General features: G+C 62.9%; 28 protein-coding genes. 18 read left to right on the top strand and 10 right to left on the bottom strand.

Going from position 1 to position 22,666, the window contains the following annotated elements; all coding sequences use genetic code 11:
- Window position 1 precedes the first annotated feature (1 nt).
- The 3 genes from ABLE91_RS25610 to ABLE91_RS25600 are packed head-to-tail and all read left to right on the top strand — an operon-like array spanning window position 2 to window position 1,745.
- Complete coding sequence (locus ABLE91_RS25610; RefSeq protein WP_348935381.1) at window positions 2-256, top strand: type II toxin-antitoxin system Phd/YefM family antitoxin; 255 nt, start codon at window positions 2-4, stop codon at window positions 254-256.
- Entirely contained in the window at window positions 256-660 is a 405-nt protein-coding gene (locus tag ABLE91_RS25605) for a type II toxin-antitoxin system VapC family toxin (protein ID WP_348935380.1), read from the top strand. Before ABLE91_RS25610 ends, ABLE91_RS25605 begins: the two co-directional genes overlap by 1 nt.
- Entirely contained in the window at window positions 660-1,745 is a 1,086-nt protein-coding gene (locus ABLE91_RS25600) for a site-specific integrase (protein ID WP_348935379.1), read from the top strand. The genes ABLE91_RS25605 and ABLE91_RS25600 overlap by 1 nt, the downstream gene beginning before the upstream one ends.
- Before the next feature lie 47 nt (window positions 1,746-1,792).
- On the opposite strand, the gene repC is transcribed toward ABLE91_RS25600, so the two are convergent.
- From repC to ABLE91_RS25570, 6 genes are all read right to left on the bottom strand, one after another.
- A complete protein-coding gene (repC, locus tag ABLE91_RS25595) occupies window positions 1,793-3,070 on the bottom strand; it encodes a plasmid replication protein RepC (protein WP_348935378.1) in 1,278 nt (425 codons plus the stop codon).
- 281 nt (window positions 3,071-3,351) lie between these two features.
- Complete coding sequence (gene repB, locus ABLE91_RS25590) at window positions 3,352-4,380, bottom strand: plasmid partitioning protein RepB (RefSeq protein ID WP_348935377.1); 1,029 nt, start codon at window positions 4,378-4,380, stop codon at window positions 3,352-3,354.
- On the bottom strand, window positions 4,380-5,594 hold the full coding sequence (repA, locus tag ABLE91_RS25585) for a plasmid partitioning protein RepA (protein WP_510181998.1): 1,215 nt from the start codon (window positions 5,592-5,594) through the stop codon (window positions 4,380-4,382). The genes repB and repA overlap by 1 nt, the downstream gene beginning before the upstream one ends.
- A 774-nt stretch (window positions 5,595-6,368) precedes the next feature.
- The gene (locus ABLE91_RS25580) at window positions 6,369-6,806 is read right to left on the bottom strand and encodes a type II toxin-antitoxin system VapC family toxin (protein WP_348935375.1); all 438 of its coding nucleotides are present in this window, start codon (window positions 6,804-6,806) and stop codon (window positions 6,369-6,371) included.
- On the bottom strand, window positions 6,803-7,081 hold the full coding sequence (locus ABLE91_RS25575) for a type II toxin-antitoxin system Phd/YefM family antitoxin (protein ID WP_348935374.1): 279 nt from the start codon (window positions 7,079-7,081) through the stop codon (window positions 6,803-6,805). The genes ABLE91_RS25580 and ABLE91_RS25575 overlap by 4 nt, the downstream gene beginning before the upstream one ends.
- A gap of 361 nt (window positions 7,082-7,442) precedes the next feature.
- On the bottom strand, window positions 7,443-7,796 hold the full coding sequence (locus ABLE91_RS25570) for a MarR family transcriptional regulator (protein ID WP_348935373.1): 354 nt from the start codon (window positions 7,794-7,796) through the stop codon (window positions 7,443-7,445).
- 89 nt (window positions 7,797-7,885) lie between these two features.
- Between ABLE91_RS25570 and ABLE91_RS25565 the strand changes: the two genes are divergently transcribed.
- The 14 genes from ABLE91_RS25565 to ABLE91_RS25500 all read left to right on the top strand — a co-directional run bounded on the left by ABLE91_RS25565 (window position 7,886) and on the right by ABLE91_RS25500 (window position 19,020).
- Window positions 7,886-8,401, top strand: coding sequence for a hypothetical protein (locus tag ABLE91_RS25565; protein WP_348935372.1), 516 nt, complete (start codon window positions 7,886-7,888; stop codon window positions 8,399-8,401).
- Window positions 8,402-8,404: 3 nt separating this feature from the next.
- Window positions 8,405-9,067 carry a lytic transglycosylase domain-containing protein gene (locus ABLE91_RS25560; protein ID WP_348935371.1) on the top strand — a complete coding sequence of 221 codons (663 nt, stop codon included), beginning with the start codon at window positions 8,405-8,407 and terminating at the stop codon, window positions 9,065-9,067.
- 5 nt (window positions 9,068-9,072) lie between these two features.
- Entirely contained in the window at window positions 9,073-9,375 is a 303-nt protein-coding gene (locus tag ABLE91_RS25555; protein WP_348935370.1) for a TrbC/VirB2 family protein, read from the top strand.
- A gap of 5 nt (window positions 9,376-9,380) precedes the next feature.
- Entirely contained in the window at window positions 9,381-9,719 is a 339-nt protein-coding gene (locus ABLE91_RS25550; RefSeq protein ID WP_348935369.1) for a VirB3 family type IV secretion system protein, read from the top strand.
- Window positions 9,712-12,078 (top strand): VirB4 family type IV secretion/conjugal transfer ATPase, encoded by a 2,367-nt coding sequence (locus ABLE91_RS25545; RefSeq protein ID WP_348935368.1) that lies wholly within the window; start codon window positions 9,712-9,714, stop codon window positions 12,076-12,078. Before ABLE91_RS25550 ends, ABLE91_RS25545 begins: the two co-directional genes overlap by 8 nt.
- Window positions 12,078-12,773, top strand: a complete 696-nt coding sequence (gene virB5 / locus ABLE91_RS25540; RefSeq protein ID WP_510181997.1) for a P-type DNA transfer protein VirB5 — start codon at window positions 12,078-12,080, stop codon at window positions 12,771-12,773. The genes ABLE91_RS25545 and virB5 overlap by 1 nt, the downstream gene beginning before the upstream one ends.
- Window positions 12,770-13,003 (top strand): EexN family lipoprotein, encoded by a 234-nt coding sequence (locus ABLE91_RS25535; protein WP_348935367.1) that lies wholly within the window; start codon window positions 12,770-12,772, stop codon window positions 13,001-13,003. Before virB5 ends, ABLE91_RS25535 begins: the two co-directional genes overlap by 4 nt.
- A gap of 3 nt (window positions 13,004-13,006) precedes the next feature.
- Window positions 13,007-13,939, top strand: a complete 933-nt coding sequence (locus tag ABLE91_RS25530; RefSeq protein ID WP_348935366.1) for a TrbL/VirB6 family protein — start codon at window positions 13,007-13,009, stop codon at window positions 13,937-13,939.
- A 39-nt stretch (window positions 13,940-13,978) separates the two neighbouring features.
- Window positions 13,979-14,260, top strand: a complete 282-nt coding sequence (locus tag ABLE91_RS25525; RefSeq protein WP_348935365.1) for a hypothetical protein — start codon at window positions 13,979-13,981, stop codon at window positions 14,258-14,260.
- Window positions 14,260-14,931, top strand: a complete 672-nt coding sequence (locus tag ABLE91_RS25520) for a VirB8 family type IV secretion system protein (RefSeq protein ID WP_348935492.1) — start codon at window positions 14,260-14,262, stop codon at window positions 14,929-14,931. The genes ABLE91_RS25525 and ABLE91_RS25520 overlap by 1 nt, the downstream gene beginning before the upstream one ends.
- Before the next feature lie 23 nt (window positions 14,932-14,954).
- On the top strand, window positions 14,955-15,788 hold the full coding sequence (gene virB9, locus ABLE91_RS25515; protein ID WP_348935491.1) for a P-type conjugative transfer protein VirB9: 834 nt from the start codon (window positions 14,955-14,957) through the stop codon (window positions 15,786-15,788).
- 9 nt (window positions 15,789-15,797) lie between these two features.
- Complete coding sequence (virB10, locus tag ABLE91_RS25510; protein ID WP_348935364.1) at window positions 15,798-16,970, top strand: type IV secretion system protein VirB10; 1,173 nt, start codon at window positions 15,798-15,800, stop codon at window positions 16,968-16,970.
- A gap of 14 nt (window positions 16,971-16,984) precedes the next feature.
- Window positions 16,985-18,046 carry a P-type DNA transfer ATPase VirB11 gene (gene virB11, locus ABLE91_RS25505; protein ID WP_348935363.1) on the top strand — a complete coding sequence of 354 codons (1,062 nt, stop codon included), beginning with the start codon at window positions 16,985-16,987 and terminating at the stop codon, window positions 18,044-18,046.
- Between the two features lie 230 nt (window positions 18,047-18,276).
- Window positions 18,277-19,020 (top strand): isocitrate lyase/PEP mutase family protein, encoded by a 744-nt coding sequence (locus ABLE91_RS25500; RefSeq protein ID WP_348935362.1) that lies wholly within the window; start codon window positions 18,277-18,279, stop codon window positions 19,018-19,020.
- Between the two features lie 109 nt (window positions 19,021-19,129).
- Here ABLE91_RS25500 and ABLE91_RS25495 read toward each other — a convergent pair whose 3' ends face one another.
- The 4 genes from ABLE91_RS25495 to ABLE91_RS25480 all read right to left on the bottom strand — a co-directional run bounded on the left by ABLE91_RS25495 (window position 19,130) and on the right by ABLE91_RS25480 (window position 21,527).
- Complete coding sequence (locus ABLE91_RS25495) at window positions 19,130-19,609, bottom strand: methylated-DNA--[protein]-cysteine S-methyltransferase (protein WP_348935361.1); 480 nt, start codon at window positions 19,607-19,609, stop codon at window positions 19,130-19,132.
- 114 nt (window positions 19,610-19,723) lie between these two features.
- The gene (locus ABLE91_RS25490; RefSeq protein ID WP_348935490.1) at window positions 19,724-20,308 is read right to left on the bottom strand and encodes a DNA-3-methyladenine glycosylase; all 585 of its coding nucleotides are present in this window, start codon (window positions 20,306-20,308) and stop codon (window positions 19,724-19,726) included.
- A gap of 35 nt (window positions 20,309-20,343) precedes the next feature.
- Window positions 20,344-20,625, bottom strand: coding sequence for a GNAT family N-acetyltransferase (locus tag ABLE91_RS25485; RefSeq protein WP_348935360.1), 282 nt, complete (start codon window positions 20,623-20,625; stop codon window positions 20,344-20,346).
- Between the two features lie 128 nt (window positions 20,626-20,753).
- A complete protein-coding gene (locus ABLE91_RS25480; RefSeq protein ID WP_348935359.1) occupies window positions 20,754-21,527 on the bottom strand; it encodes an SDR family NAD(P)-dependent oxidoreductase in 774 nt (257 codons plus the stop codon).
- A gap of 584 nt (window positions 21,528-22,111) precedes the next feature.
- On the opposite strand from ABLE91_RS25480, the gene ABLE91_RS25475 reads away from it, so the two are divergent.
- Complete coding sequence (locus ABLE91_RS25475; RefSeq protein WP_348935358.1) at window positions 22,112-22,618, top strand: DUF1993 domain-containing protein; 507 nt, start codon at window positions 22,112-22,114, stop codon at window positions 22,616-22,618.
- Window positions 22,619-22,666: the final 48 nt, after the last annotated feature.

Genomic DNA, 22,666 nt, shown 5'->3' with positions numbered 1-22,666 from the left:
CATGGAGTGGCCGCTGCAGGATGCCAAGAACCAGTTCTCTAAGGTGGTGCAGAAAGCCCGCGCCGAGGGCCCGCAGGTCGTCACCCTGCGCGGCGAGCGCGCGGCCGTCGTGCTCTCGGCCGCCGACTATGACGCGCTGCGGGCCGGCCGGCCGACGCTGGTCGACGATCTGCTGTCAGGACCGGCGTGGGACGATGCGCTCGCCGAGACGGTGACACAGCGGGCCGTGCGCCCCAGCCGTGATGTGGCCTTCTGATGTACCTCGTGGACACCAACGTGGTCTCCGAGGCCCGGCGCGGCACGCCGGCGGCGGTCTCGTGGCTGCGCGCAATCGACCCGCTCAGCGTCCACCTCAGCGCCCTTACCCTCGGCGAGATTATGCGCGGGATCGCGCTGAAACAGAAATCCGACCCGAAGACCGCTGGCCACCTCGCCGAGTGGCTGCGCAAGCTGCGCCATGATCATGCCGATCGGATCCTGCCGGTCACCGACCAGATCGCCGTCGAGTGGGGGCGGATCGCCGCGCTTCGGCCACGCGGTGACATCGACGGGCTGATCGCGGCGACGGCCATCGTCCACGACCTCATCGTCGCCACCCGCAACGTAGCGGATTTCGAGGATACCGGCGCGTCGGTGATCAATCCGTGGGATCTCGAATAATGACGGTCGAGACCGAACCGGAGCTGCGAGAGGGAAACCCGATCACACCCCCCTCCCCTGCCCTCCCCGAACCGGTGAATCCGGTGCAAGCCGCAGTGCCGGCGCATCTCGAGCGCCTCACCGAACGGGCGCGGGAGTATATCGAGGCGGCGAGCTCGGCGAACACCCGCAGGGCCTATGCCTCCGACTGGAAGCATTTTTCCGCCTGGTGCCGGCGGCAAGCTCTGGAGGTCCTCCCTCCGTCCCCCGAGGTCGTCGGGCTTTACATCACCGCCTGCGCGTCTGGCGCCGTCATCCCGGGCGACAAGCCGCACGCAGTCTCGACCATCGAGCGCCGGCTGTCGGCCATCTCCTGGAACTACACCCAGCGCGGCACGCCGCTCGACCGCAGCGATCGCCACATCGCCACCGTGCTCGCCGGCATCCGCAACACCCATGCTTCCCCTCCCCGGCAGAAGGAGGCCGTCCTTCCTGAAGACCTCGTCGCCATGCTGGAGACGCTCGACCGCGGCACGCTCCGCGGCCTGCGCGACCGGGCCATGCTGCTGCTCGGCTTCGCCGGCGGCCTGCGGCGCTCCGAGGTCGTCGGGCTCGATGTCGGCCGGGATCACACCGAGGACGGCCGTGGCTGGGTCGAGGTCCTCGACAAGGGGCTTCTCGTCACGCTCCGTGGCAAGACCGGCTGGCGCGAAATCGAAGTTGGCCGCGGGTCCTCCGACGCCACCTGCCCCGTCGTGACGCTCGAGACCTGGCTCAAGCTCGCGAAGATCGGCCATGGCCCGCTGTTCCGCCGCGTGACCGGCCGGGGCAAGGACGTCGGACCCGATCGGCTCAACGACCGGCAGGTCGCGCGACTGGTCAAGCAGACCGCGCTCGCTGCCGGCGTCCGCGGCGATCTCAGCGAAGGCGACCGGGAGGAAAGGTTCGCCGGCCATTCGCTGCGCGCCGGCCTCGCCTCCTCGGCCGAGGTCGACGAGCGCCATGTCCAAAAGCAGCTTGGCCACGCCTCGGCCGAAATGACCCGCCGCTATCAGCGCCGGCGCGACCGGTTCCGGGTGAACCTCACCAAAGCCGCCGGGCTTTAGACCCGGATTCGGGGTTCCGCAGCCATCCATCCGCGCCGAGGGCCGCATCACGGCGTCTCCTCGGGGATCCGGCGGCCAGGGCTCGCTGATCCCCGCACCGCGCCGCCGCCCCCTGCCCCATCGGCTTTCGCATCCAGCTTCGCACGCAGCAGCGCCATCACCATCGGCCAGGTCGAGAATTTCCCGTCCTGCGCTCGCTTCGTCAGGCTGCGCAGATAGCCCCCATGGCTCGAGATGTGCTCGGCCCGCTGCAGGATCGCGGCGATGACCGTTGCCGCATGGGATTCACCCATGGCGGCGCAGGCGTCCTGATAGGCGCTCGGGCTGATCCCAAGGTAGCCCCGCGCAAGCTGCGCCGTCGCCAGGAGATCGCGCCAGCTTCGGATCTCACCTCCCGGCGCCAGCGCCACAATCTCCGGACAGGCTTCGAGGACGATTCCAAGTGGCAGATCCCGCTCTGGGAGCGGACGGACGTTGTCGGGAGCTACCGGCTCCGCCTTCTCACTCTTCCGTAGGCCCTGTTCAGATTCATTTTTGGAGTCTGTGTTTGAATTCTGTTTGTGGCGCTCATTATGAGACTCATTGGCGTTTTGATTTTGTGATTTTACGAAGTTCTCCAGCACTTTATGCACAAGGGCGCGGAGCTCGTTTAGTTCAGCCAGAATGGCTTCAACCGTTGCCTTTGACGCCGACCGCGGCAGCCGTGCCATGAGCCCCTCATAGACCACGCGATATCCACGCCAGTCGCCAGGGACCCCCTCCTCGATGCCGACGGCGATCATCTTCACAACGTCCCGCCGCGCGATCGTCAGCCGCTCGCGCAGGACCTGGAAGGCCTTCTTCTCCGCCTGGGTGGTTTCCGCCAGTCTTTTGAACTCATCCGCCCGGGCCACGATGGGCGCCAGGTCGAAGCCGTAGGCCTGCTCGATCTCACCCGCCGGTCCTTTGCGCGCGAAGCGCTTACCGTTCGGGCTGTCTCTGCGAATGACCAGGCCACAATGCACAAGGACGGCGATATGTCTGCGGAGTGTCGCCGGCGCCATGCCGTTTGCGCGGTCGCTGAGCTGCGCATTGGACGGAAAGACGACGAGATCTCCATCTGCGCACATCGTCGTCTCCTGGTGGAACGATAGTAACGCGGTGAGGATCGCGAGCGCGCGGTCGGTCGCGCCGATTGCTTCCCTCGCCTCCCGGATATGCTGGAAGACCTTCCATTTGTGAACCACCACATCGGGCGCGACGGCCTGAGCTGCCACTTGGCTGGCCAACAGGCCAAGCGACATCGACCGCCGCCCGAAGGGCGTCGTGGGTAGCTGCTGCGTCATGGTTCAGCCCTTCAGCTTTTTGGCAAAGCGAAAGCGCTCACCGAAACGGCGCCAATCTCCTTTCGGAGACTCTTGACTGTGATTCGCGAAAGTGAGATTCTCGGAGTTGCGACACTAACGAGAAGGGCTTCCGGGACACCTGTTTCGGGGGCCTTTCTTTTTACCTCATGCTTCCTCTTCAGTTGTTGCGACTAACAGCGACGTCAGCCGAGGCCTCCGCCATTTCCAGTGGTCCCGCCCAACCTTGTCAGCTGACAAGGTTCTAGCGCGCGACCCTGAAATCACTCATCGCCCTCTCGAGCGAAAAACCGCTCCATCAGGCCCGGCAGCTCCTCCTCCAGGAAGGCGCCAAATGCCCGCGCATGGCCGCTCGAGACCGAAAACTTGATGTCGCCCGCCGAGAACGTCGCCTTGCCGACCACCTTTCCCTTGGGGCTTTTGAGTTCGAGCTCGGAGCGCGCGCGCTCTACCGGTGCCTTGACTGCTGCCAAAGCACTCTTGAACCGATCGTCCGACGGCAGATCCAAAACCTTGTCAGCTGACAAGGTTTTCCGGATGCGCAAGAGCGCAGCCTTGTCTTCCTCAACTGCCGACGCCAAAGCAATCCAGCGCGGGCGCCCCACCTTGGGTGCCCGCCCGATTGCCTCGATCACATCTGGCGGAAGCACCTTGGTGACTGCCCGAAACCGTGCAAGCTCGGGGTCATCAATTGAAAGCGCCGCGCGAATATCGCGGGTCTTGATCCCTGCCTGATCCATGCGCCACGCAAAAAGCGAGCGCTCGATCCAGGAAAGATCCTGGCGAGCCGCATTCTCGATGCCCTGGGCGACGACCAGCTCGCTATCCGACAGATCGAGAATTGTCGCTTTGACTTTAATGCCCAATTCCGATGCCGCGCGCCAACGCCGGTGCCCGTAAACGACTTGATAGCGCCCCTCCGCACTCGGATGACGACGCACCTGAATGGGAACCTTCTGGCCTTCCTCCGATATCAGCGCCTTCAGCGATTCAAAGTCCGCGCTGCTGTCGTCGGGCAATCGGTCCGGGAAAGGGGAGGGGTCAATCAGCATCGGGTCCAGCTCGGCACCGCCGCCCGCATCCACCATAGTGCGAAGCCGATCACGCTCTTCTCTCAACTCCGAGAGCGAACGCTGTGTCGCCCCGATTACACCCGCACCTACACGCGGCAACGGTTGGGCTGCCGAGAGCCTGCCCCCCTCTCGGAGATTGTCCGCACCACCTTCCGGCGCCGGATCGGAGAAAGCGCCGAAATTTTGCAGTATCGACTTCCCAATAGGGCGCTTGTTCATCACGTCCGTCCCCAGCTGCTCTTGATGAGGTCCAGGATCTGATCGTTGACGGCATCAATCGATTCGCGAGCACGCTTTACCGTCGACGCCGCGATGTTCCCCGCTTCCAGCTCATAGAGCGTGCGCTTCGCGAGGCCCGCCGTCTCGATCGCAGCACTCTCGACCGCGGTCGAGGTCAGCACGTCTTGTCCAAAAAGGTGCCGAAGCATCGAAACGACGTGGACTTGCGACTGATCCATCGGATCATGGCGTGTCACCACGTAGCGCAGGAAGTCCTGCTTCATGGTTGCACCGGCGTCACGGATGACGGAGATTAGATCCCCCATCATCAGCAGGAACTGGCTCATAGACATCACGTCGAGCATAGCCGGATGGACTGTGACGAGGAGACCTGTCGACGCGTAGATGGCACCGAGAGTCAGAAATCCGAGGGAAGGGGGGGTGTCGAGAACGACGACGTCGTAATTGTCCTCGACCTCCGCCAGAGCCAAACGCAAGCGTTCGAAGAAAATGCTCTCCGTGTCCGCCTGCCGCCTCGACAGAAAGCGCGGCGTCTCGTGTTCGTACTCCATGACTTCGATATTGCCGGGGATGAGGTCGATCCCGGTGAAGTAGGTCGGCCGGATAATGTCGGCGATCGGCCGACGGTGTTCGTCATAGCGAAGAGCCGCATAGATCGTCTCGTTCTGCTGAACATCCATCTCGGGCTGCGCGCCGAACATAGCGGACAGCGATGCTTGGGGATCCAGATCAATCGCCAGAACCCGATATCCGTGCAGGGCAAGATAGTGGGCTAGGTGTGCGCTGGAGGTCGTCTTCGCGCTGCCGCCCTTAAAATTGGCAACGGCCAGGATCTGCAGGTGTTCGCCCTCACGGCGGTGGGGCAAAAACCGCAACGCCTCGCCGGGTCGCTGGGAAGCAAATAGCTCGCGGAGCTCGTTGATTTGCGCGAGCGTATAGGCCCGATGGTTGTTCTCGAGCCGTGCCGGCACTGGGCCCTTGCCCTCATTCGACATCAGCTTAAGAGTCGATTCTGGGATCGAAGTCAGCTTCGACACCTCATGAATCATGAAGTACCGGAGGCCCTTCTGAGCATCCGGCGGATACATCTGCTGCCTGCGAGCCTGCAGGTGCTCCGAGAGCAGGCCGGCGTGACGAACAATCTTGTCCGCCGGATCCTCCGCCTCAATGATGGTCATGGCTGGTGCAGCCATTGTCGCTCCGGCTCCTATTTGTCGGCCGCGATGCGCTTTAGCGCCCTGCGCCCGACAAAAGGTAGGCCACGATTCTGCCGTGCCGTCCAGAGATTTAGTATTAACAAGTACTTAATATGGCGGGGTGTCTATCCTGCCCTCTCGCTCACTCCACACAGTATCCACTAATGGCTCCAGCCACTTAGCCTCTGGCATGCCGCCGGCATCTGTGGCCTCCATCCTGGCGGGAAAGCCGGGTCCCTGGTCTTCGCCACCGTCTCCGCGACAATGCACGCGATAGACGGGACCAGCGATCCGGTTAGCAGGGGAGGGGGCTTCACGCGAAGTCCGGGACGGCTCGAGAACTCCCCATAGCCATTGGCTGCCACCGCAGACCGATAATCGGCGCGACCCGCTACTCCGTATCGCCACCAAGCGAAATCTTCATCTACCCGGCCGGCCCGGCACCCGTCGGCGCGAGCACAACCGCGCTGGTGCCGCCCCATTCGGTAATCTACGGCTCGGTCTCTTTTAGACGGTGCTACGGCGCCCCGATGTCGCCACGTTCCCTGGCAACCTATTCCGTCATCCACGATTGCAGCTCGCCGATCCCAGCGCCGTCCGGCTGGATCACACTGCGGGCGTTGCGGCGATAGTCGTCATCGATCTGGGTGAGGTGAATTTAAAAGCGGGGAACGTTCGGGTGAAGCCAGGGATCAGCGTCAAGTCGCCGACGCCGAATGAAGCCCGACGAGGACGGTTTCAAGCGATACGACGTCGGGTATAGGAAAGCCGTCAGCTCGATTGGCTGCCGTCGATCCAGGGGTTGAAAAGCGACACGCCGAGCGGTGCAAAGCCCTCAGTGTTGCGGGTGGCCAGAACGAGGTCGCGGTCGAGCGCCGTGGCAGCGAAAAAACCGTCCATCACGGAGAGCGCAAAGCCGCTCATGCGGGCCTCCACCATCAGGTCTCCCCAGCGTCCGGCAATCGCGGGGTCGATAGGCAGGATGCGACCAGCGAAGCGCTCTAGGAGATCCTGTGCAAGCCAATCGGAGAGCGCGCTGCGCCGACGGCCGTCGTCCATTAATGCGATCCCGCGCTTGAGCTCGGCGATCGAGGCTACGCTGATGTAGGTCCGGTCCTCGTCGATCGCATCGAGCCAAGCGAGAACCCGGGGGTCGGGCACCGGTCGCCGGACCTCCGACAAAACATTGGTGTCGAGCAGAACATTCACAGGTCGAGGTCGCGGGGCTGATCACGGACGCGCTCGAGATCGAGATCGACGTCTCGCAACGGTGAAGCAAGCAGAAACTCGGCCAGCGTGCCCTTGCGCGCCGTCTTGCGGGACCATTCCTCCGCCGAAACGACAACGACGCTCGGCTTGCCGTGCCGCGTAATGACCTGGGGGTCGCGTTGCGCCCGCTCGATGACCTCGGACAGACGCGCCTTGGCATCGGCGACCGTCCAGCTCTCCGATTGATCGGGTGCGGGCTTTCTGGGCGTTGCCATGAGCTCCCTCACGATGACCATAATGACTAATGTAACCATATATGGCCGGCGGGTTTTTTCAACGTGCAGTCAAATGCGGGTACCGAGACAGGAGCGACGTACCCCGGGAAATGCCGGACGCGCGACCAGATGCACTGACCTGCCAGCCGTCCCTCGGGCGCAGCCCGAAGCAGGAAGCGGAGGGGAGGGCTCAACAGGCGCCACGGTCCGGACGACCCTTGGTCTCGCCCGCCAAGAACTGCCTACGTGCGATTCGGCCTGAGCGCGGGGCACTGACCGAACTCGACCACAGGCGCCATACTATCACAAATCCGATAGTTTGAGCCGACGCCGGCTCTCGGCCGCCGTGTGGCCCGACCCATCAACCGCCCTGTAGGCTGCGGAGCCTCTTGAAGATATCCGGCGCAATCTTGAATTCGCGCGCCTGCCCACGCCCCATCGAGTTCTTCACCATTGTCTCTGTCAAGATCTTACGACTAACAAGCTGATCAATCGTCTCTGTGACGCCGCCGCGTGTTAATGCCGTCAACTCAATTATATTCGTTAGCGTCAGGCGCTGATTACCCTGGTGCATATAATATAGAACGCTCATCATTCCGATTTGCTTGAGCCGCGACTGAGGCGTCTCATCGTCGAGCGGATTATCGAGGATCAGCCGCAGGATAAGTGCCGAGAACGAGAGGTTATGCCATTCGGCGTCGAGTGCTCTTGGCATCGGCTTAACTGCTCTGTATATGATAGTTAACCCGGCATGAGATTGTGGCCGCCAAGCCTTTCCGGGATCGTTTCGGGAGGGTGGTGGGCATGATTTCCCCTACTGCTAGGGCGCTTTTCTGCGCGTTCGTATTGCTGTCATCCTACTGCATTTCCAGCAGTAAAGCGCGAGCCGACGATTGGGGCTGCCAGGTTCTTCTCTGTCTTTCAAATCCAGGCGGTCCCATGCAGTTCGCCGAATGCGTCCCTCCAGTTCAGAGGCTTTGGAACGAACTCGCCAGAGGACGCTCCTTTCCCACCTGCAGTGGAGTCGGATTCCAGGCCTCCAGGCCTGGATACGAACCGTACCCTTGCGAGGCTGGCTACCGCCTGACCGCCCGGTTCGGACCCCAGGGGCAAGAAGCGGCCTGTGTGTCGGGTTCCCGCCAAGCCGTCGACGGGAGCCAGTGCGCGGCAAGCGCCGGCAATGGGACGCCTCGTTGGGTCTCCGTCGGCGGGCAGAGCCAGTGCATGGCCTATGTGACGATGCCTCCAACGCTGCGGCCGCAACCCAATTTCGTCGATGTGACGATCGATGGAGTCGGAACCCAGCGGGTGTGGTTCTAGCCTATGCCCATAGCATTCGCAGACCTCGCGCAGACATGCGCACCGACCGTTCAGGTCGAGATCCTCGCGGCGGTCGTGAGCCTCGAAAGCGGCTTCTCACCATTTGCCATCCGCATCAATAGCGGCGCGCCCCAGCACGATCCGCCAAAGAGCAAGGCGGAGGCGATCGAGGTTGCCAGCACGCTGATCGCGGAACGACAGGACGTCGATCTCGGCCTTGGCGGCATCAATGCCGATGATCTCGGCCGCCTCGCGCTCACCGTTGCCGATGCGTTCGACCCCTGCCTGAACCTCAAGGCGACCGCCCGATTGCTTGACGGCTACTACCGGGCGCCCATCCGCGGCGGTGCCCGTCCAGCCGAGGCGGCCACCGTCATGCTGCAAGCCCATTACGGCCGTGGCGATGCCTCCCTCGGCGAGATGGTCGGCCACGACAAGCAGGTGCGCGCCGAGGCGAAACGCCTCGCACCGACACTGGCTTCGCTGACAATCGACCCGGCCAGCACGTCCGCCTCAAATGATCGAGTGGGGGAGGGGGCCGCGGCAGCGCCTCCGGCTGCCACGCCACACGTCTCCCGGCGCGAGGCGAAACCGGCGCCCTGGGATGTCTTCGCGACAGGGCGGATGTCTTCCGTCCTCGTCTTCCAGAACAAACAATCGGAGTGAGCCGAATGAGTGAGAGTATTCGCGTACGTCCCATCGTAGCCATCATGCTGATGGCAGCCGTCTTCGCGATCGGGATGGCCGAGCCGGCATTTGCCCAGGCATCTGGTGGTATCGAGACCGTCCTTCAGAACATCGTCACCCTGCTCACGGGCAACGTCGCCAAGCTCCTCGCGACGATCGCCGTGATCGTCGTCGGCATCGCCTGGATGTTCGGTTATCTCGACCTGCGCAAGGCCGCCTACGTGGTGCTGGGGATCGGCATCATCTTCGGCGCCGCTGAGCTCGTCAGCACGATCTCAGGCGGCTGACGGTCATGGCGCAGACGGTGTCCCTCGAGGAAGACACGCTGTTCCTTGCCTGCACGCGGCCGGCCATGGTTGCGGGCGTGACCATGGAGGCCATGGGCATCAACGTTATCCTGACGACGCTGCTCTACATCCTCGCGGGCTCGATCGCCTACGCCCTGGTCGGCATCGTGTTCCACCTCATCTTCAAGGCCCTGGTGAAGCACGACCACAACATGTTCCGCGTGCTGCTGGCGTGGGTCGAGACCCGCGGCCGCTCACGCAACGGAGGCTTCTGGGCCGGCACGACGCTGACGCCCCTCAAGCTCGTGAGGCGCTACAACGAAAAGGACCTCGGCCTTGCCTAGCGTCGCCATCGTCAAAGCCCGCGAGCTCGAGCCCGAAACCTTCATCCCGTATGTCCGCCACGTGGACGAGACGGCGATCGCGCTCGATTCCCGGGCGCTGATGGTCATGATCGCCCTCGACGGCGTGTCGTTCGAAACTGCCGATCCGCTCGACCTCAACGGTCTTCACCGCGACCTCAACACCCTCTACCGCAATCTCGCCGATGAACGCCTTGCACTGTGGACCCACATCATCCGCCGGCGCGACAACGAGTATCCCGATGGAGCGTTCGCCAATCCCTTCTCCGCGAGCCTGAACGCAAAATATCGCGCCCGCATGGTGGAGGAGGACCTGTTTCGCAACGACCTCTATTTGACCCTGCTCTGGTATCCAACCCGCGATCCCGTTGAGAAAATGACAAAGCTCCTATCCCGCCTTCGCCGGGCGCGCAGAGCGGGGCGGGAGCTCGAAGAAGAAGCGCTGAAGCAGCTCCACGACAAGGTCACCGACGTGAGCGCCGGTCTCAAGCGTTTCCAGCCACGGGTGCTTTCTCTCTACGAGCACAACGGCCTCCTGTTTTCCGAGCCGAGCGAAGTGCTGCACCAGATCATCGGAGGCCGGCGGGAGCGGGTGCCCCTCACGGAGGGGCGGGTTTCATCTGCGATCTATTCCGACCGTGTCATTATCGGGCGTGAGACGGTGGAGATCCGCCACGAGGCCGAGACCCGCTATGCGGGTGTGTTCAGCTTCAAGGAATATCCCGCACGGACGAGGCCCGGCATGCTCGCCGGCATCCTCACCACGCCGTTCGAACTCATCCTGGCGCAGTCCTTCGCTTTTGCCTCGAAGGCCGATGCCCGGATCATCCTCGGACGCAAGCAGAACCAGATGGTGAGCGGCGGCGACAAGGCGAACTCGCAGATCGAGGAACTCGATGGCGCGCTGGATGATCTGGAATCCAACCGCTTCGTGCTCGGCGAACATCACCTCACGCTGTCCGTCTTCGCCCCATCGGTGAAGGACCTCACCAACAACCTCGCGAAGGCGCGTTCTCACCTGACCAATGGCGGAGCTGTCGTGGCGCGTGAGGACCTCGGCCTTGAGGCCGCCTGGTGGGCACAGCTGCCGGGCAACTTCCGCTACCGCGCTCGCTCTGGAGCGATCACGTCGCGCAACTTCGCAGCGCTGTCACCCTTTCATTCCTATCCCGTGGGCAAGAAGGACGACAACGAATGGGGTCCGGCCGTCGCCATGCTCAAGACGGCATCGGGCTCGCCCTTCTATTTCAACTTCCACCACGGGGATCTCGGCAACACGTTCGTGTGCGGCCCCTCGGGATCGGGCAAGACCGTCATCCTGAACTTCATGCTCTCGCAACTCGAGAAGCATGATCCGCATATGGTGTTCTTCGACAAGGACCGCGGCGCCGACCTCTTCGTGCGCGCCGCTGGCGGCACATATCTGCCGCTGAAGAATGGTGTGCCGACCGGCTGTGCGCCTTTGAAGGGGCTCGAACTCACCCCCGAGAACAAGGTGTTCCTGGCGCAATGGATCGCCAAGCTTGTCGGCTCGAAGTCGCGTGAGCTTTCCGTGAGCGACCTGCGCGACATTGCCGGCGCCATCGACGGTCTGGCGGATCTTCCGGCCCAGCGCCGCACCATCGGCGCGCTCCGCACCTTTCTCAACAACACCGACCCGGAAGGCATCGCCGCACGGCTTCGCCGGTGGGAGAGGGGAGGGCAGTTGGGCTGGGTCTTCGACAATGAGACCGACGACATCGGCATCGGTGCCAAGTTCCTCGGCTACGACATGACGGACTTCCTCGACAACGAAGAGATCCGCACCCCGCTCATGTCCTACCTGTTCCACCGAGTGGAGCAGCTGATCGACGGCCGCCGCATCGTCATTGTCATCGATGAGTTCTGGAAGGCCCTGCTCGACGAGGGCTTTCGCGACCTCGCCCAGAACAAGCTCAAGACGATCCGAAAGCAAGGCGGCCTCATGTTGTTCGCGACTCAGAGCCCGCGCGACGCCATCGCCTCGCCGATCGCCCATACGATCATCGAGCAGTGCCCAACGCAGATCTTCATGCCGAACCCACGCGGCAACCACGCCGACTATGTGGAGGGGTTCAAGCTCACCGAGCGGGAATATCAGCTCATCGCGCGCGAGCTGTCTCCTGAGAGCCGTCGCTTCATCGTCAAGCAGGGGCACAACAGCGTCGTCGCCGAGCTGAACCTCACCGGCTTCGATGACGAACTCGCCGTCCTCTCCGGCCGCACTGCCAATGTCGAGCTTGCGGATGCGATCCGCGCCGAAGTCAGCACCGGCCACGAGGACTGGCTTGCCCTGTTCCAGAAAAGAAGGAGTGTCGGCTGATGTCCACACGCACCATGCTGCTGGCGGCCGCGGCCGCACTTCTCATCTCCTCCGGCGCGGCCCAGGCGCAGGGCATCCCCGTGATCGATCAGGCAGCCCTTGCCAAGCAGCTGGAGAGCATCGCGCAGCTCAAATCCCAGCTCGACACCTTGAACCAGCAGCTCCAGCAGGCGCAGCAGCTCTATGGCTCGTTGAACAAGCTGACGAACATGGCGGACGTCGCGAGCGTTCTCAACGACCCCACGATCCGCAAGGCGCTGCCCCAGGACTTCAATGCGATCGAAAGCCTGCTGAGCGGTGCGGGCTCGGGCGCCTTCGGGGATTCCGCCTCGAAGTTCCTGCAGGCCAATTCCACCTATCAGACCAGCGCCAACGACTTCTACGCCCAGGAGCTGTCGCGGATCCAGAACAAGAACGCCGGCCAGATGAGCCTTGGCCAGCAGATTTACGATGCCGCCACGAAGCGGATCGACGGAATCGATCAGCTCCGGCAGCAGATCTCGTCGGCCGGCACCTCGAAGGACGTGGCCGACCTGCAGGCCCGGCTTCAGGCGGAAGCGGCCTTCCTTCAGATCGATGTGGTGCGCATGCAGGGCCTGCGCATGGTGCAGCAGGCCCAGGCCCAGGTGAACGACCAGCGCAAGGCCGAGGACTGGCGCCGGCGCGTCGATACGATGAGGGCGGCGCTGCCATGAGGAGGATCCTGGCCCTGTTCCTGATGCTTCCTCTCGCCGGGTGCTCTGAGCCAGGGGAGGGGACCCGCACCGTCAGTGACTACCTCGGCGACGACGCCCTGCGCGCCTCGCAGCTGGCGAAGTGCCGGGAGAATGCGGGCACGCTCGCTGAGACGCCGAACTGCAAGAACGCGACCGAAGCCGACGGCAAGGCCCGCCTCCAGCGGATGAACAAGGCGCTCGGAGGGTAGGGCATGTACCAGGTCTTCTCGTTCCTCGACGACCAGTTCAAGGCCCCGCTGGAGAACTTCATCAGCTCGGGGACTTCGGGCATCGCCTCCTGGGTGACGGGGCCGCTGACCGTCGCCCTGACGCTCTACGTTGTCATCTACGGCTTCCTCGTCCTGCGCGGCTCCATCCCCGAGCCCATCATGGAGTTTGCGTTTCGCGCGATGAAGCTCGCCATCATCCTGATGCTCGTGCAGAACGCGTCCAACTATCAGACCTACGTCACGAAGGTGTTCTTCGAGGACCTGCCCACCGAGATCTCCGGGGCTCTCAACACGGGGTCAGCGCCGAGTGCCTCGGCTTTCGACTCCCTCCTCGACAAGGGCCAGAAATCAGCGAACGACATCTGGGCGAAAGGGTCTTGGCCCGTCGACGTCCTGACCGGCGCGGCCGGGCTGGTGGTGATCGTCATGACCTTCATCGTCGCGGCGATCGGCTACGTGGTGTCGCTCTATGCGCGCGTCGCGCTCGCGATCGTCCTGGCCATAGGTCCGATCTTCGTCGCGCTGGCCATGTTCCAGTCGACCCGCCGGTTCACCGAGGCGTGGATCGGCCAGATGGCGAACTTCGTCATCCTGCAGGTCCTCGTGATCGCAGTCGGGTCGCTGCTGGTGACTTGCCTCGATGCCACCTTTGCGACCATGGACTCCTATGCCGACGTGCTGATGCGGCCGATCGCGCTCGGCGCCATCGCGCTCGCCTCGCTGTACGTCTTTTACCAGCTCCCTGGCATCGCGTCCGCGCTCGCGGCGGGCGGAGCTTCGCTGACCTATGGCTACGGCGCCGCCCGCGATGCGCATGACAGCACAGTCGCCCGGAGCACAAGACGCGCTGCACGCGCCATCGGCCGCGGCATCCGCACCGCGGGCGGCAACGCCCGATCGGGCGGAGCAAGCTGACGCGAATTGCCGAGATCAGAATTCAAACCCAGGTGGTGCATGTTGCGTGTGTTCGTATTGCTTAGCGTGGCGTCTGTCCTCAGCGGATGCGCATCGCTGTCCTACCCCTTGCCGAGATGCGACGGCTACGCTCGCCGGCCACTCAACCGGGCCATGTGGCAATGGGAGGAGAGCGGCAGCCCCAAACGCCAATCCGAGGCCGTGCCCGCAGCCGCAGGCGGTGCCACAGCATTCACCGAAGAGGCATCGCCGTCGTCGGCTGGGCTATTCGCGCATCTCGACATCGCCCATTCGTATCGAACTTGCGCGGGGCAGGGATGATGGTGACGAACGAGAGCCTCAAGAGCTACTTCGACAAGGCGCGGCGCTTCGACCAGGATCGCTTGATCAGGGCGGAGCGCTCGGTGCGGATCGCCTGGTTCGTGGCAATCGTCGCAAGCATTCTCGCGGCCACAGCCATCGCCGCCGTCGCGGGCCTGACGCCGCTGAAGACGGTGCAGCCCTTTGTCGTCCGGGTCGATAACTCGACGGGCATCGTCGATGTGGTCTCAGCGCTGACCTCGACCGCGGGAACCTATGACGAGGCCGTCACCAAATACTTTGCGGCGCGATACGTTCGGGCGCGGGAGAGCTATGTCTGGAGCGAGGCGGAGGAGAATTTCCGCACCGTTTCCCTGCTGTCCACCCAGGCGGAGCAGCAGCGCTTCGCCGCGCTCTATCGCGGGAGCAATCTGGAATCGCCGCAGAACATCTATGGGCGCAACGCCACCGCCCGGATCAGCATCGTCTCGATCTCGCTGATCAATCCGCATGTGGTGTCCGTCCGCTATATCCGCACGGTCACCCGCGGAGAGGATGTGCGCACCACCCATTGGGTGGCGACGCTGACCTTCGCCTATGTCAATGCGCCCATGTCCTCGACGGATCGCCTGGTCAATCCCCTCGGGTTCGTCGTGAGCGAATACCGGGCCGATCCGGAGGCCATCAATTGAAGCGCGCCGCTCTCATCTCCGCCATGGCCTGGGTCTGCCTTGTGACGTCCACATACGCCCTGGAAACGCCCACAAGCGCGCCCCAGGATAACAGGGTCCGCTTCGTCGATTACGAGCCCTACAACATCACCAAGATCGTCGGCTCGCTGCGCTCCTCGGTTCAGGTCGAGTTCGCGTCGGACGAGGAGATCGCCCATGTGGCGCTCGGCAATACTGTGGCCTGGGAGGTGGCCCCCGCCGGAAACATCCTGTTCCTGAAGCCGCGAGAAAACCAGCCGGTGACGAACATCTCGGTGGTGACGACGCGGCGCGATGGGTCGACCCGCAGCTATCAGATGGAGCTTACCGTACGCGATGGCTCGGTCGCCTCGGGCCAGCCCACCTACTTCTATGTGAAGTTCCGCTATCCGGCCGACGAGACGGAGCGCAGGCGCCAGGAAGCAGCTGCGCGGGCGCAGGCAGCCCAGGCCGGCTATGCCGATAAGGTGCTCACCTTCCACGAGCAATATGGCCCGCGAAACTGGCGCTATTCGGCGCAGGGCTCGGCCGCCATCGAGCCCGAAGCGGTCTACGACAACGGCAAGCTCACGACCTTTGCCTTCACCGGCAATCAGGAGATGCCGGCGATCTACATGGAGAACTCGGACGGGACCGAGAGCCTCGTGCCGAAATCGGTCGAGGGCGGCCTGGTGCTCGTTCAGGCCATCAGCCGCAAGTTCATCCTGCGACGCGGCGGGGACGTGCTCTGCATCTTCAACGAGGCTTACGACCAGGTCGGGATCAACCCGGGCACCAACACGACCTCTCCCTCGGTCGAGCGGGTCGTGAAGCCACAAGCGGCGCCCAGGGCGCAATAGGGGCAGGCGATGGCGGACGAAATCGAAAGCGGCGTGCCGGGAGAGCGAGGGCAGGCGGTCACAGGCCGGCGGCAGGACAACCCGCTGCTGAAGCGCGGTGCAGTGGTGCTGGCGGTCATCGCATTCGTCGGCTTTGCCCTCTGGTCAATGCGAGAACTAGGGCCGCAGACCGAGAACGAGAAGCCGGAGCGCGTCGTCATCCGGCAGGCGACGGATTTCGAGCCGGCCCGCCAGCCGCCGACACCGCCGCCTGCAGTGCCGCAGGTGCAGTTGCCGACACCCGTCGCCACGCCGCAGCCGGCTCCAGCGCAGGACCCGATGCTCGACGCCGCCCGGCGCGCACCGGTGATGGCATTCGGTGCCCAGCGGAGTACGGCCGGTGGCCGTCCGACCGCCGACGCGCCAGCCGATGCGCAGGCGGGCTATCTACCCCTTAATGCCGCTCGCGGCGGCTTCAACGGTCCCGGCGAGAACGAGGACCAGCGCTTCGGCCGGATAATGACGCCGACGCGCCTCGAAGGGTCACGCGCCGGCACGCTGGGAAATCGAGACTTCATCATTGCCATGGGCACGTCGATCCCCTGCATCCTGGAGACCGCCTTGTCCTCGGACCAGCCGGGCTTCGCCAGCTGCGTCATCAATCGCGACGTGCTGTCGGACAATAGCCGCGTCGTACTGATGGAGAAGGGGACGCAGGTCATCGGAGAGTATCGCGGCGGCCTGCGCCGGGGGCAGGCGCGTCTCTTCGTACTGTGGAATCGGGCCAAGACCCCGAAGGGCGTCATCATCACGCTCGCCTCGCCGGCCACCGACGCTTTGGGACGAGCCGGCATGGACGGCTATGTCGACACCCACTGGTGGGAGCGCTTCGGCAGCGCCCTGTTGCTTTCGATCGTCGGCGATGCCGCCAACTATGCGCAGGGCCAGCTCCAGCAGAGCGACATCCAGGTACAGAACAGCGCCAATGCCGGCCAGCAGGCGGCCGCCATCGCGGTCGAGCAATCCATCAACATTCCGCCGACGCTGGAGAAGCACCAGGGCGAGCTGGTCTCCATCTTCGTCGCCCGCGACCTAGACTTCTCCAGCGTCTACGGTCTGCGCGTCACCGAGCCTCGCAACACGATCTACGATCGCGGCGTGCTCGGAGACTTCAGCCGTCGCTCCACGCTGGTCACGAAATAGGCGAGGGGAGGGGGATGAGCGATGCCGCCGACGTCGGCGTTGTCCGTGAGCTGCTCTCACCCCTAGGACACTTTCTGAAGGATGAGTCGCTCTATGAGATCGTGATCAATCGCCCAGGCGTGGTGCTGACTGAGGGTCCCGGTGGATGGCGCACGCACGACGCGCCGGAACTGACCTTCGAAAAGCTGATGCGCCTTGCGCGCGCCGTCGCCAGCTACTCGCACCAGGCCATCGACGAGGCCCACCCGCTCTTGTCCGCTACGCTGCCGGACGAACACCGCATCCAGATCATCATTCCGCCCGCCACCACGAAGGGCACGGTGAGCATCACGCTCCGCAACCCCTCGGCGGTGACGCTGACGCTCGACGATCTAGAGACAGGGGGCCTCTTCTCGGAGGTCAGCCCGCTCGCCGACGAGCTCTCCCCCACCGACGTGCGGCTGCTCGGCCTCTACCAGGCCGGCAGCTACATGGCCTTCCTCCGAGAGGCTGTTCTTGCTCGGAAGAACATCATCATCTCGGGTGCGACGGGGTCGGGCAAGACGACGCTCTCAAAGGCATTGATCCAACATATCCCGGAGGACGAGCGCCTCATTACGATCGAGGACACACGGGAGCTCGTGATCCCTCAGGATAATCACGTACGGCTGTTTTACTCCAAGGATGACCAGGGGCTCGCAAAGGTCGGCCCGAAGGAACTCCTTGAGGCTTCGCTGCGCATGCGTCCGGATCGCGTCCTGCTCCAGGAGCTTCGGGACGGAACGGCGTTCTACTACATCCGCAATGTCAATTCCGGGCATCCGGGCTCAATCACCACCGTTCACGCAGATTCAGCACGGCTCGCCTTCGAGCAGCTCACGCTGCTCGTCAAGGAATCCGATGGCGGGCGCAACTTGGAGCGCGGCGACGTCCGTGACCTGCTGAAGATCGCAATCGATATTATCGTACAGTGCAAGAGGGCAGGGAGTCGGTTTCGCGTGACGGAGATCTATTTCGATCCGCATAGCCAGGCCAGAATACACGCCACCCCTCAGCCTAAGCACGCATTTATGAGAGGTAGTTTTTTTAAAGCTTAATCGCCGGTACATAATTGATCGATCCTCACACTCGATACTCGCGAATCCGGAATATTAGCGACTGATCAGCTCTACCGGTAGATAGAGATTGACAGCGGCGGCGCTCGCCCGTAACTATTTCAAGTAGCGATCTATCGATAGATAGATTCCGAAGGTGGAATTCGGCGAGCCCCGGTACATGAGGCGCGTCACACGCGCGGGTTCGCGAGGTCTAGAACAGGAGAGCCACAATGAGCCAAGCCAAGAAAGCCAAGGAGTTCACCGCCCTTCACGTCAAAGGGAAACCGGTGATTCTGTATAATGCCTGGGATGCGGGCAGCGCCAAGGCGATCGTCGAGGCGGGAGCGAAGGCGATCGCGACGAGCAGCTGGTCTGTGGCGGCCGCGCAAGGATTCGATGACGGCGAAGACCTTCCGATCGCGATCGCCGAGCAGGTCGCCGGCAAGATCGCCGCGAGCGTCAATGTGCCGGTCACTGTGGATTTTGAAGGCGGGTACACCGACGATGACCACGAGCTCGCGTCCAATATCTCAAAGCTTCTTGATCTCGGCGTGATCGGCATCAACTTTGAGGACCGCGTCGTGAAGGGCAAAGGTCTTTACGACATCGGCCGGCAGGCCAAGCGCATCGCCGCAATCCGTCGCGTAGCCGAGCACAAAGGCATCCCATTTTTCATCAACGCTCGAACCGACGTCTTTCTTGGGAACAGCGCTGATGTCGAAGAGGTCCTGCAGCGCGAAAAGGCCTATGCGGTCGCCGGCGCGTCCGGCTTCTTCATCCCCGGTCTGACGGACGCCGATCAGATCAAGCGGATCGCGAACGAAGCGACGCTGCCGGTCAATGTCATGGTGATGGAAGGCATGCCGTCGAATGACACGCTCGCGAAGCTAGGCGTCTCTCGTGTGAGTTTTGGGCCGATCCCGTATATTGAGGCGATGCAAGCGCTAACCCAGAAGGCGGCCAAAGTCCTTTAGCGCTCAATCGCCCGTCGAAGAAACGGCTGGTCTCCGGCGAGCCGAGCAGGGCTCGCCGAGATTGCTCAGCATTTCGTTGGATTAGGAGTATCGATCATCGCACCTTTGGTCAGATCGCCTCAATGCCGAGGAGACATTCTTTGGCCGCGAGACCTCCCGCAAAACCAGTGAGCGACCCGTCCTTGCCGATCACGCGGTGGCACGGGGCCACGATGGATAGTGGATTCTTTCCGTTGGTCGCACCGACCGCCCGGACGGCGCGGGGCCTACCGATCGCGTTGGCGATTTCGCCATAGGTTCGGGTTTGTCCGAACGGAATCTTGAGAAGCTCGAACCAGACTTGCTTCTGAAAAGGTGTGCCGGAAAAATCGAGCGGCAGGTCGAACGACTTGCGTGTGCCGGAAAAATATTCCCCGAGCTGCTGTTCCGCCAGCAACAAAACGGGATGGCCGACGTCCTCGACGAGCGGCGCGAGACGCACCCGCCTCGGATTGTCATTCTCCCAAAGGATAGCGATCAGCGCAGCGTCGCTCGCTACGAGCTTGAGCAAGCCGACCGGGGTCGCGACGGTCTTGAACGCACAGGTCATGCGCTTCCTCCAGAAAATGCATTTGAGAGATGCGATGCGAGCGGCCCCGCATGTCAGCAGTAAATATGGGATAGCAACCGGCACATCTGAAGCGCTCAACGCTGTCTGCGGTGATCAGCTGACACTTTTCGTCTTGCGCAATCCCGGAACGGGTCGGCTCACGAAGCGCGACCCTTCCAACCAAAAGCGCCACAGCTTTTCCTTTCCACGCGAAAGGCCGATACGCGGCCCCACCTGGATGGTCGTCAACGCGCTGCCAGAGAGCTCAAATGGCGGCCGGTCGAGCGCGCGGCCGTCGAAACTCCCATCGATCCCGAGTGCCTGGCATAGTCGCCCGGGCCCCGAGCAGAGCCCACGCAAATCGTCAATGCCGCGCCTTGCAATCATCGCAGCGACGCCGGCGGATGGCTCGATCGCCCTGATGAGAACAGCTCCGCCGACCTCGGTGCCGCAGACGACGTTGAGACACCAGTGAATGCCGTAGCTGCGATTGACATAGGCATGGCCTGGCGGCCCGAAGACGGCGGCGTTTCGGGCGGTTCGCCCGCGATAGCTATGTGCTGCCGGGTCGAGGGCATCATAGGCCTCCGTCTCGACGATCCACCCGCCAACACCGTCGATGAGCAGCGACACACCGATCAGTCGGCGCGCGACTGTCTCAACGTCCTGCTTGAAAAATTCGAGCTGGATGCGGTCCATTGGCGAAATACCATCGTGCTCAGCGGGGTCGCCCTTCACGTCCCGCCTCCGGCGAGCAGATCTCGCAGCTCCGGGTGATGCTCGACATAAGTCGTCACGAATGGGCAGATCGTGCGAAACTTCAGTCCACGCGCCCGCACATCCTCCAGGGCACCTGCAATGAGGCGAGCGGCGATGCCCCGCCGCCGTATCTCGGGCGGGACTTCCGTGTGGATGAAGGTGATGACGTCGCCCTTCATGCGATACGTCGCGACCGCCAGGCCTTGATCGGTTTCCAGCTCGTATCGCGCGGCGCTTTCATTATCGCGTACGTCCATGCGCTCTTCCTCGTTTACATCTCACGGACAACGGGCCAGCAGCCAGCGCCGCCGCCCGCTCGATAAAGCGACACCTACCAATGTCGATGCGATTGACGTCGATGGTGGGATGATGTGACCTGCCCCGCCTATTGCCGTCCAGCCATAATGCCGCCATCGACGGACAGGACGACGCCCGTGATGAAGCTCGCCTGATCAGAGGCGAGGAAGAGGAGGGCTTCAGCCGCGTCGGCCGGCTGGCCATTGCGGCCGAGAGGATGCATTCCGTTGAAGGTTGGAAGCACCTGGGCGACCTGCTCGTCGGTCAGGAAGGTCCTGAACACCGGTGTCTCGATCACGCCCGGCGCGATCGCATTCACACGAATATTGTCGGATGCGAGCTCGATGGCGAGGTTCTTCGTCAGGGCATGGACACCCGCCTTCGCAGCCGAATAGGCCGCGGAGGGCGTCGCACCGATCGCCTGGAGCGCCCACATCGAGCCGGTCTGGACGATCACGCCGCCACGGCCCGCTGCCTTCATTGCCTTCGCCGCGGCTTGAGCGGTGAAGAAACTCCCTTTCAAGATGCCGTCGGCGAAGCGGTCGTACTCGCCTTCATCAACCTCGAGAAAGGGCTTTGGCGTAAAAATTCCCGCGTTGTTGAAGAGCACGTCGAGCCGCCCGAAGCGGTCGAGCGCCACTTTCACGACCGCTGCGCCGGTCGCCGGCAACGCGACATTGCCGAGCTGCGCGACCGCTCGCTTGCCCGTGGGATCGATATCTCTGACCGCCGCTTCTGTTTTCTCCGCGTTCCGGCCGTTGACCACCACACGGCCGCCTTCCGCCACGAAGCGCCGCGCCACTTCTTTGCCCATCCCAGAGTTTCCGCCGGTCACGATCGCTACTTTGTCTTGGAAACGCATGTCCATCCTCCTCGCGTTCGAAACCTATCGATAGATAGAATGCTGTCAGATATCTTGGGGCAGAATGACGGTCAATCCCTATCTATCGATAGACAGATATGTCGATGCGCGCTAATGAGGACGCACGAAGCGACGTGTACAGCCAGGACGACGATCACGGTCACTTCCGCTCGAACGATGGAGCGCCCAATGGACGACATGTCCGATGCGATGGACTCTCGATCTTTACCGGGCGGGACCGGCTGCGTCGAATGCCTAGCGACCCGCCAGCGGTGCTACGCGAAATGCGGCTACATAGGTTGCTGTGATACGTCCTCCAATCAGTACGCGGCCGCGCACTGCCGGGAACCGGGTACTTCGTCGTGACGAATTTCGAGCCCAGTGAAGACTGGTTCCGGAGCTATCGCACCAACAAACCGCCACCGACCCGGCCTCGCACCGCTGGCGTCACGGCGTCTCGACCAGTCGTGTTCGGCGGGACCGAAGGACGCGTTCCGCCGGAGTGGGAAGATCGGCTCAACAAATGAACTGCGATTCCCATCTTGTTCGCGGAAGCCATGATACTCGAGAGAGAGGATAAATTAATGTACTATGAAGTTGTGTCGCAGTGCACGCAGTCCTTGAGACTGCTTGACGGCTGGCTTGATAAAGCCGTGGCATTCGCCGAAGCGAAAAATATCGACGTTGATTCTTTGTTGAACGGTCGGCTGGCGCCGGATATGAAGCCATTGATCTATCAGGTCCAAAGTGCTTGCGATTATGTCAAAGCTGCCGCCGCCTGGCTGTCGGGACAGACGCTGCCCAAGCACGAGGACAATGAAACGACGGTGGAAGAACTGCGCGCGCGCATCCGCAAGACGGTCGACTTCGCCGAAAGCGTTCCTCAAACAAAATATCAAGGCGCGGACGGCCGAACAGTGAAACTTTCGTGGGCGCAGGGGAAGGTCATGGGCGGCAAGGACTATCTGCTTCAGATGACGATTCCGAACGTCTATTTCCACATTGCAATGGTCTATGCGGTGCTCCGCAGCAGCGGCGTCGACGTCGGCAAGATGGACTTTCTTGGAACGCTCAATTTCATCGAAGCCTGAAGCTGTGCATACCCCTGAAGGATGGTTTGCCGCGCCCCGAAAGCGCAG

Source organism: Aquabacter albus, assembly GCF_040049275.1.
Classification (GTDB): domain Bacteria; phylum Pseudomonadota; class Alphaproteobacteria; order Rhizobiales; family Xanthobacteraceae; genus Aquabacter.
The sequence above is the reverse complement of the archived record's forward strand: the minus strand, read 5'-3'. Positions and strand labels throughout refer to the sequence as shown.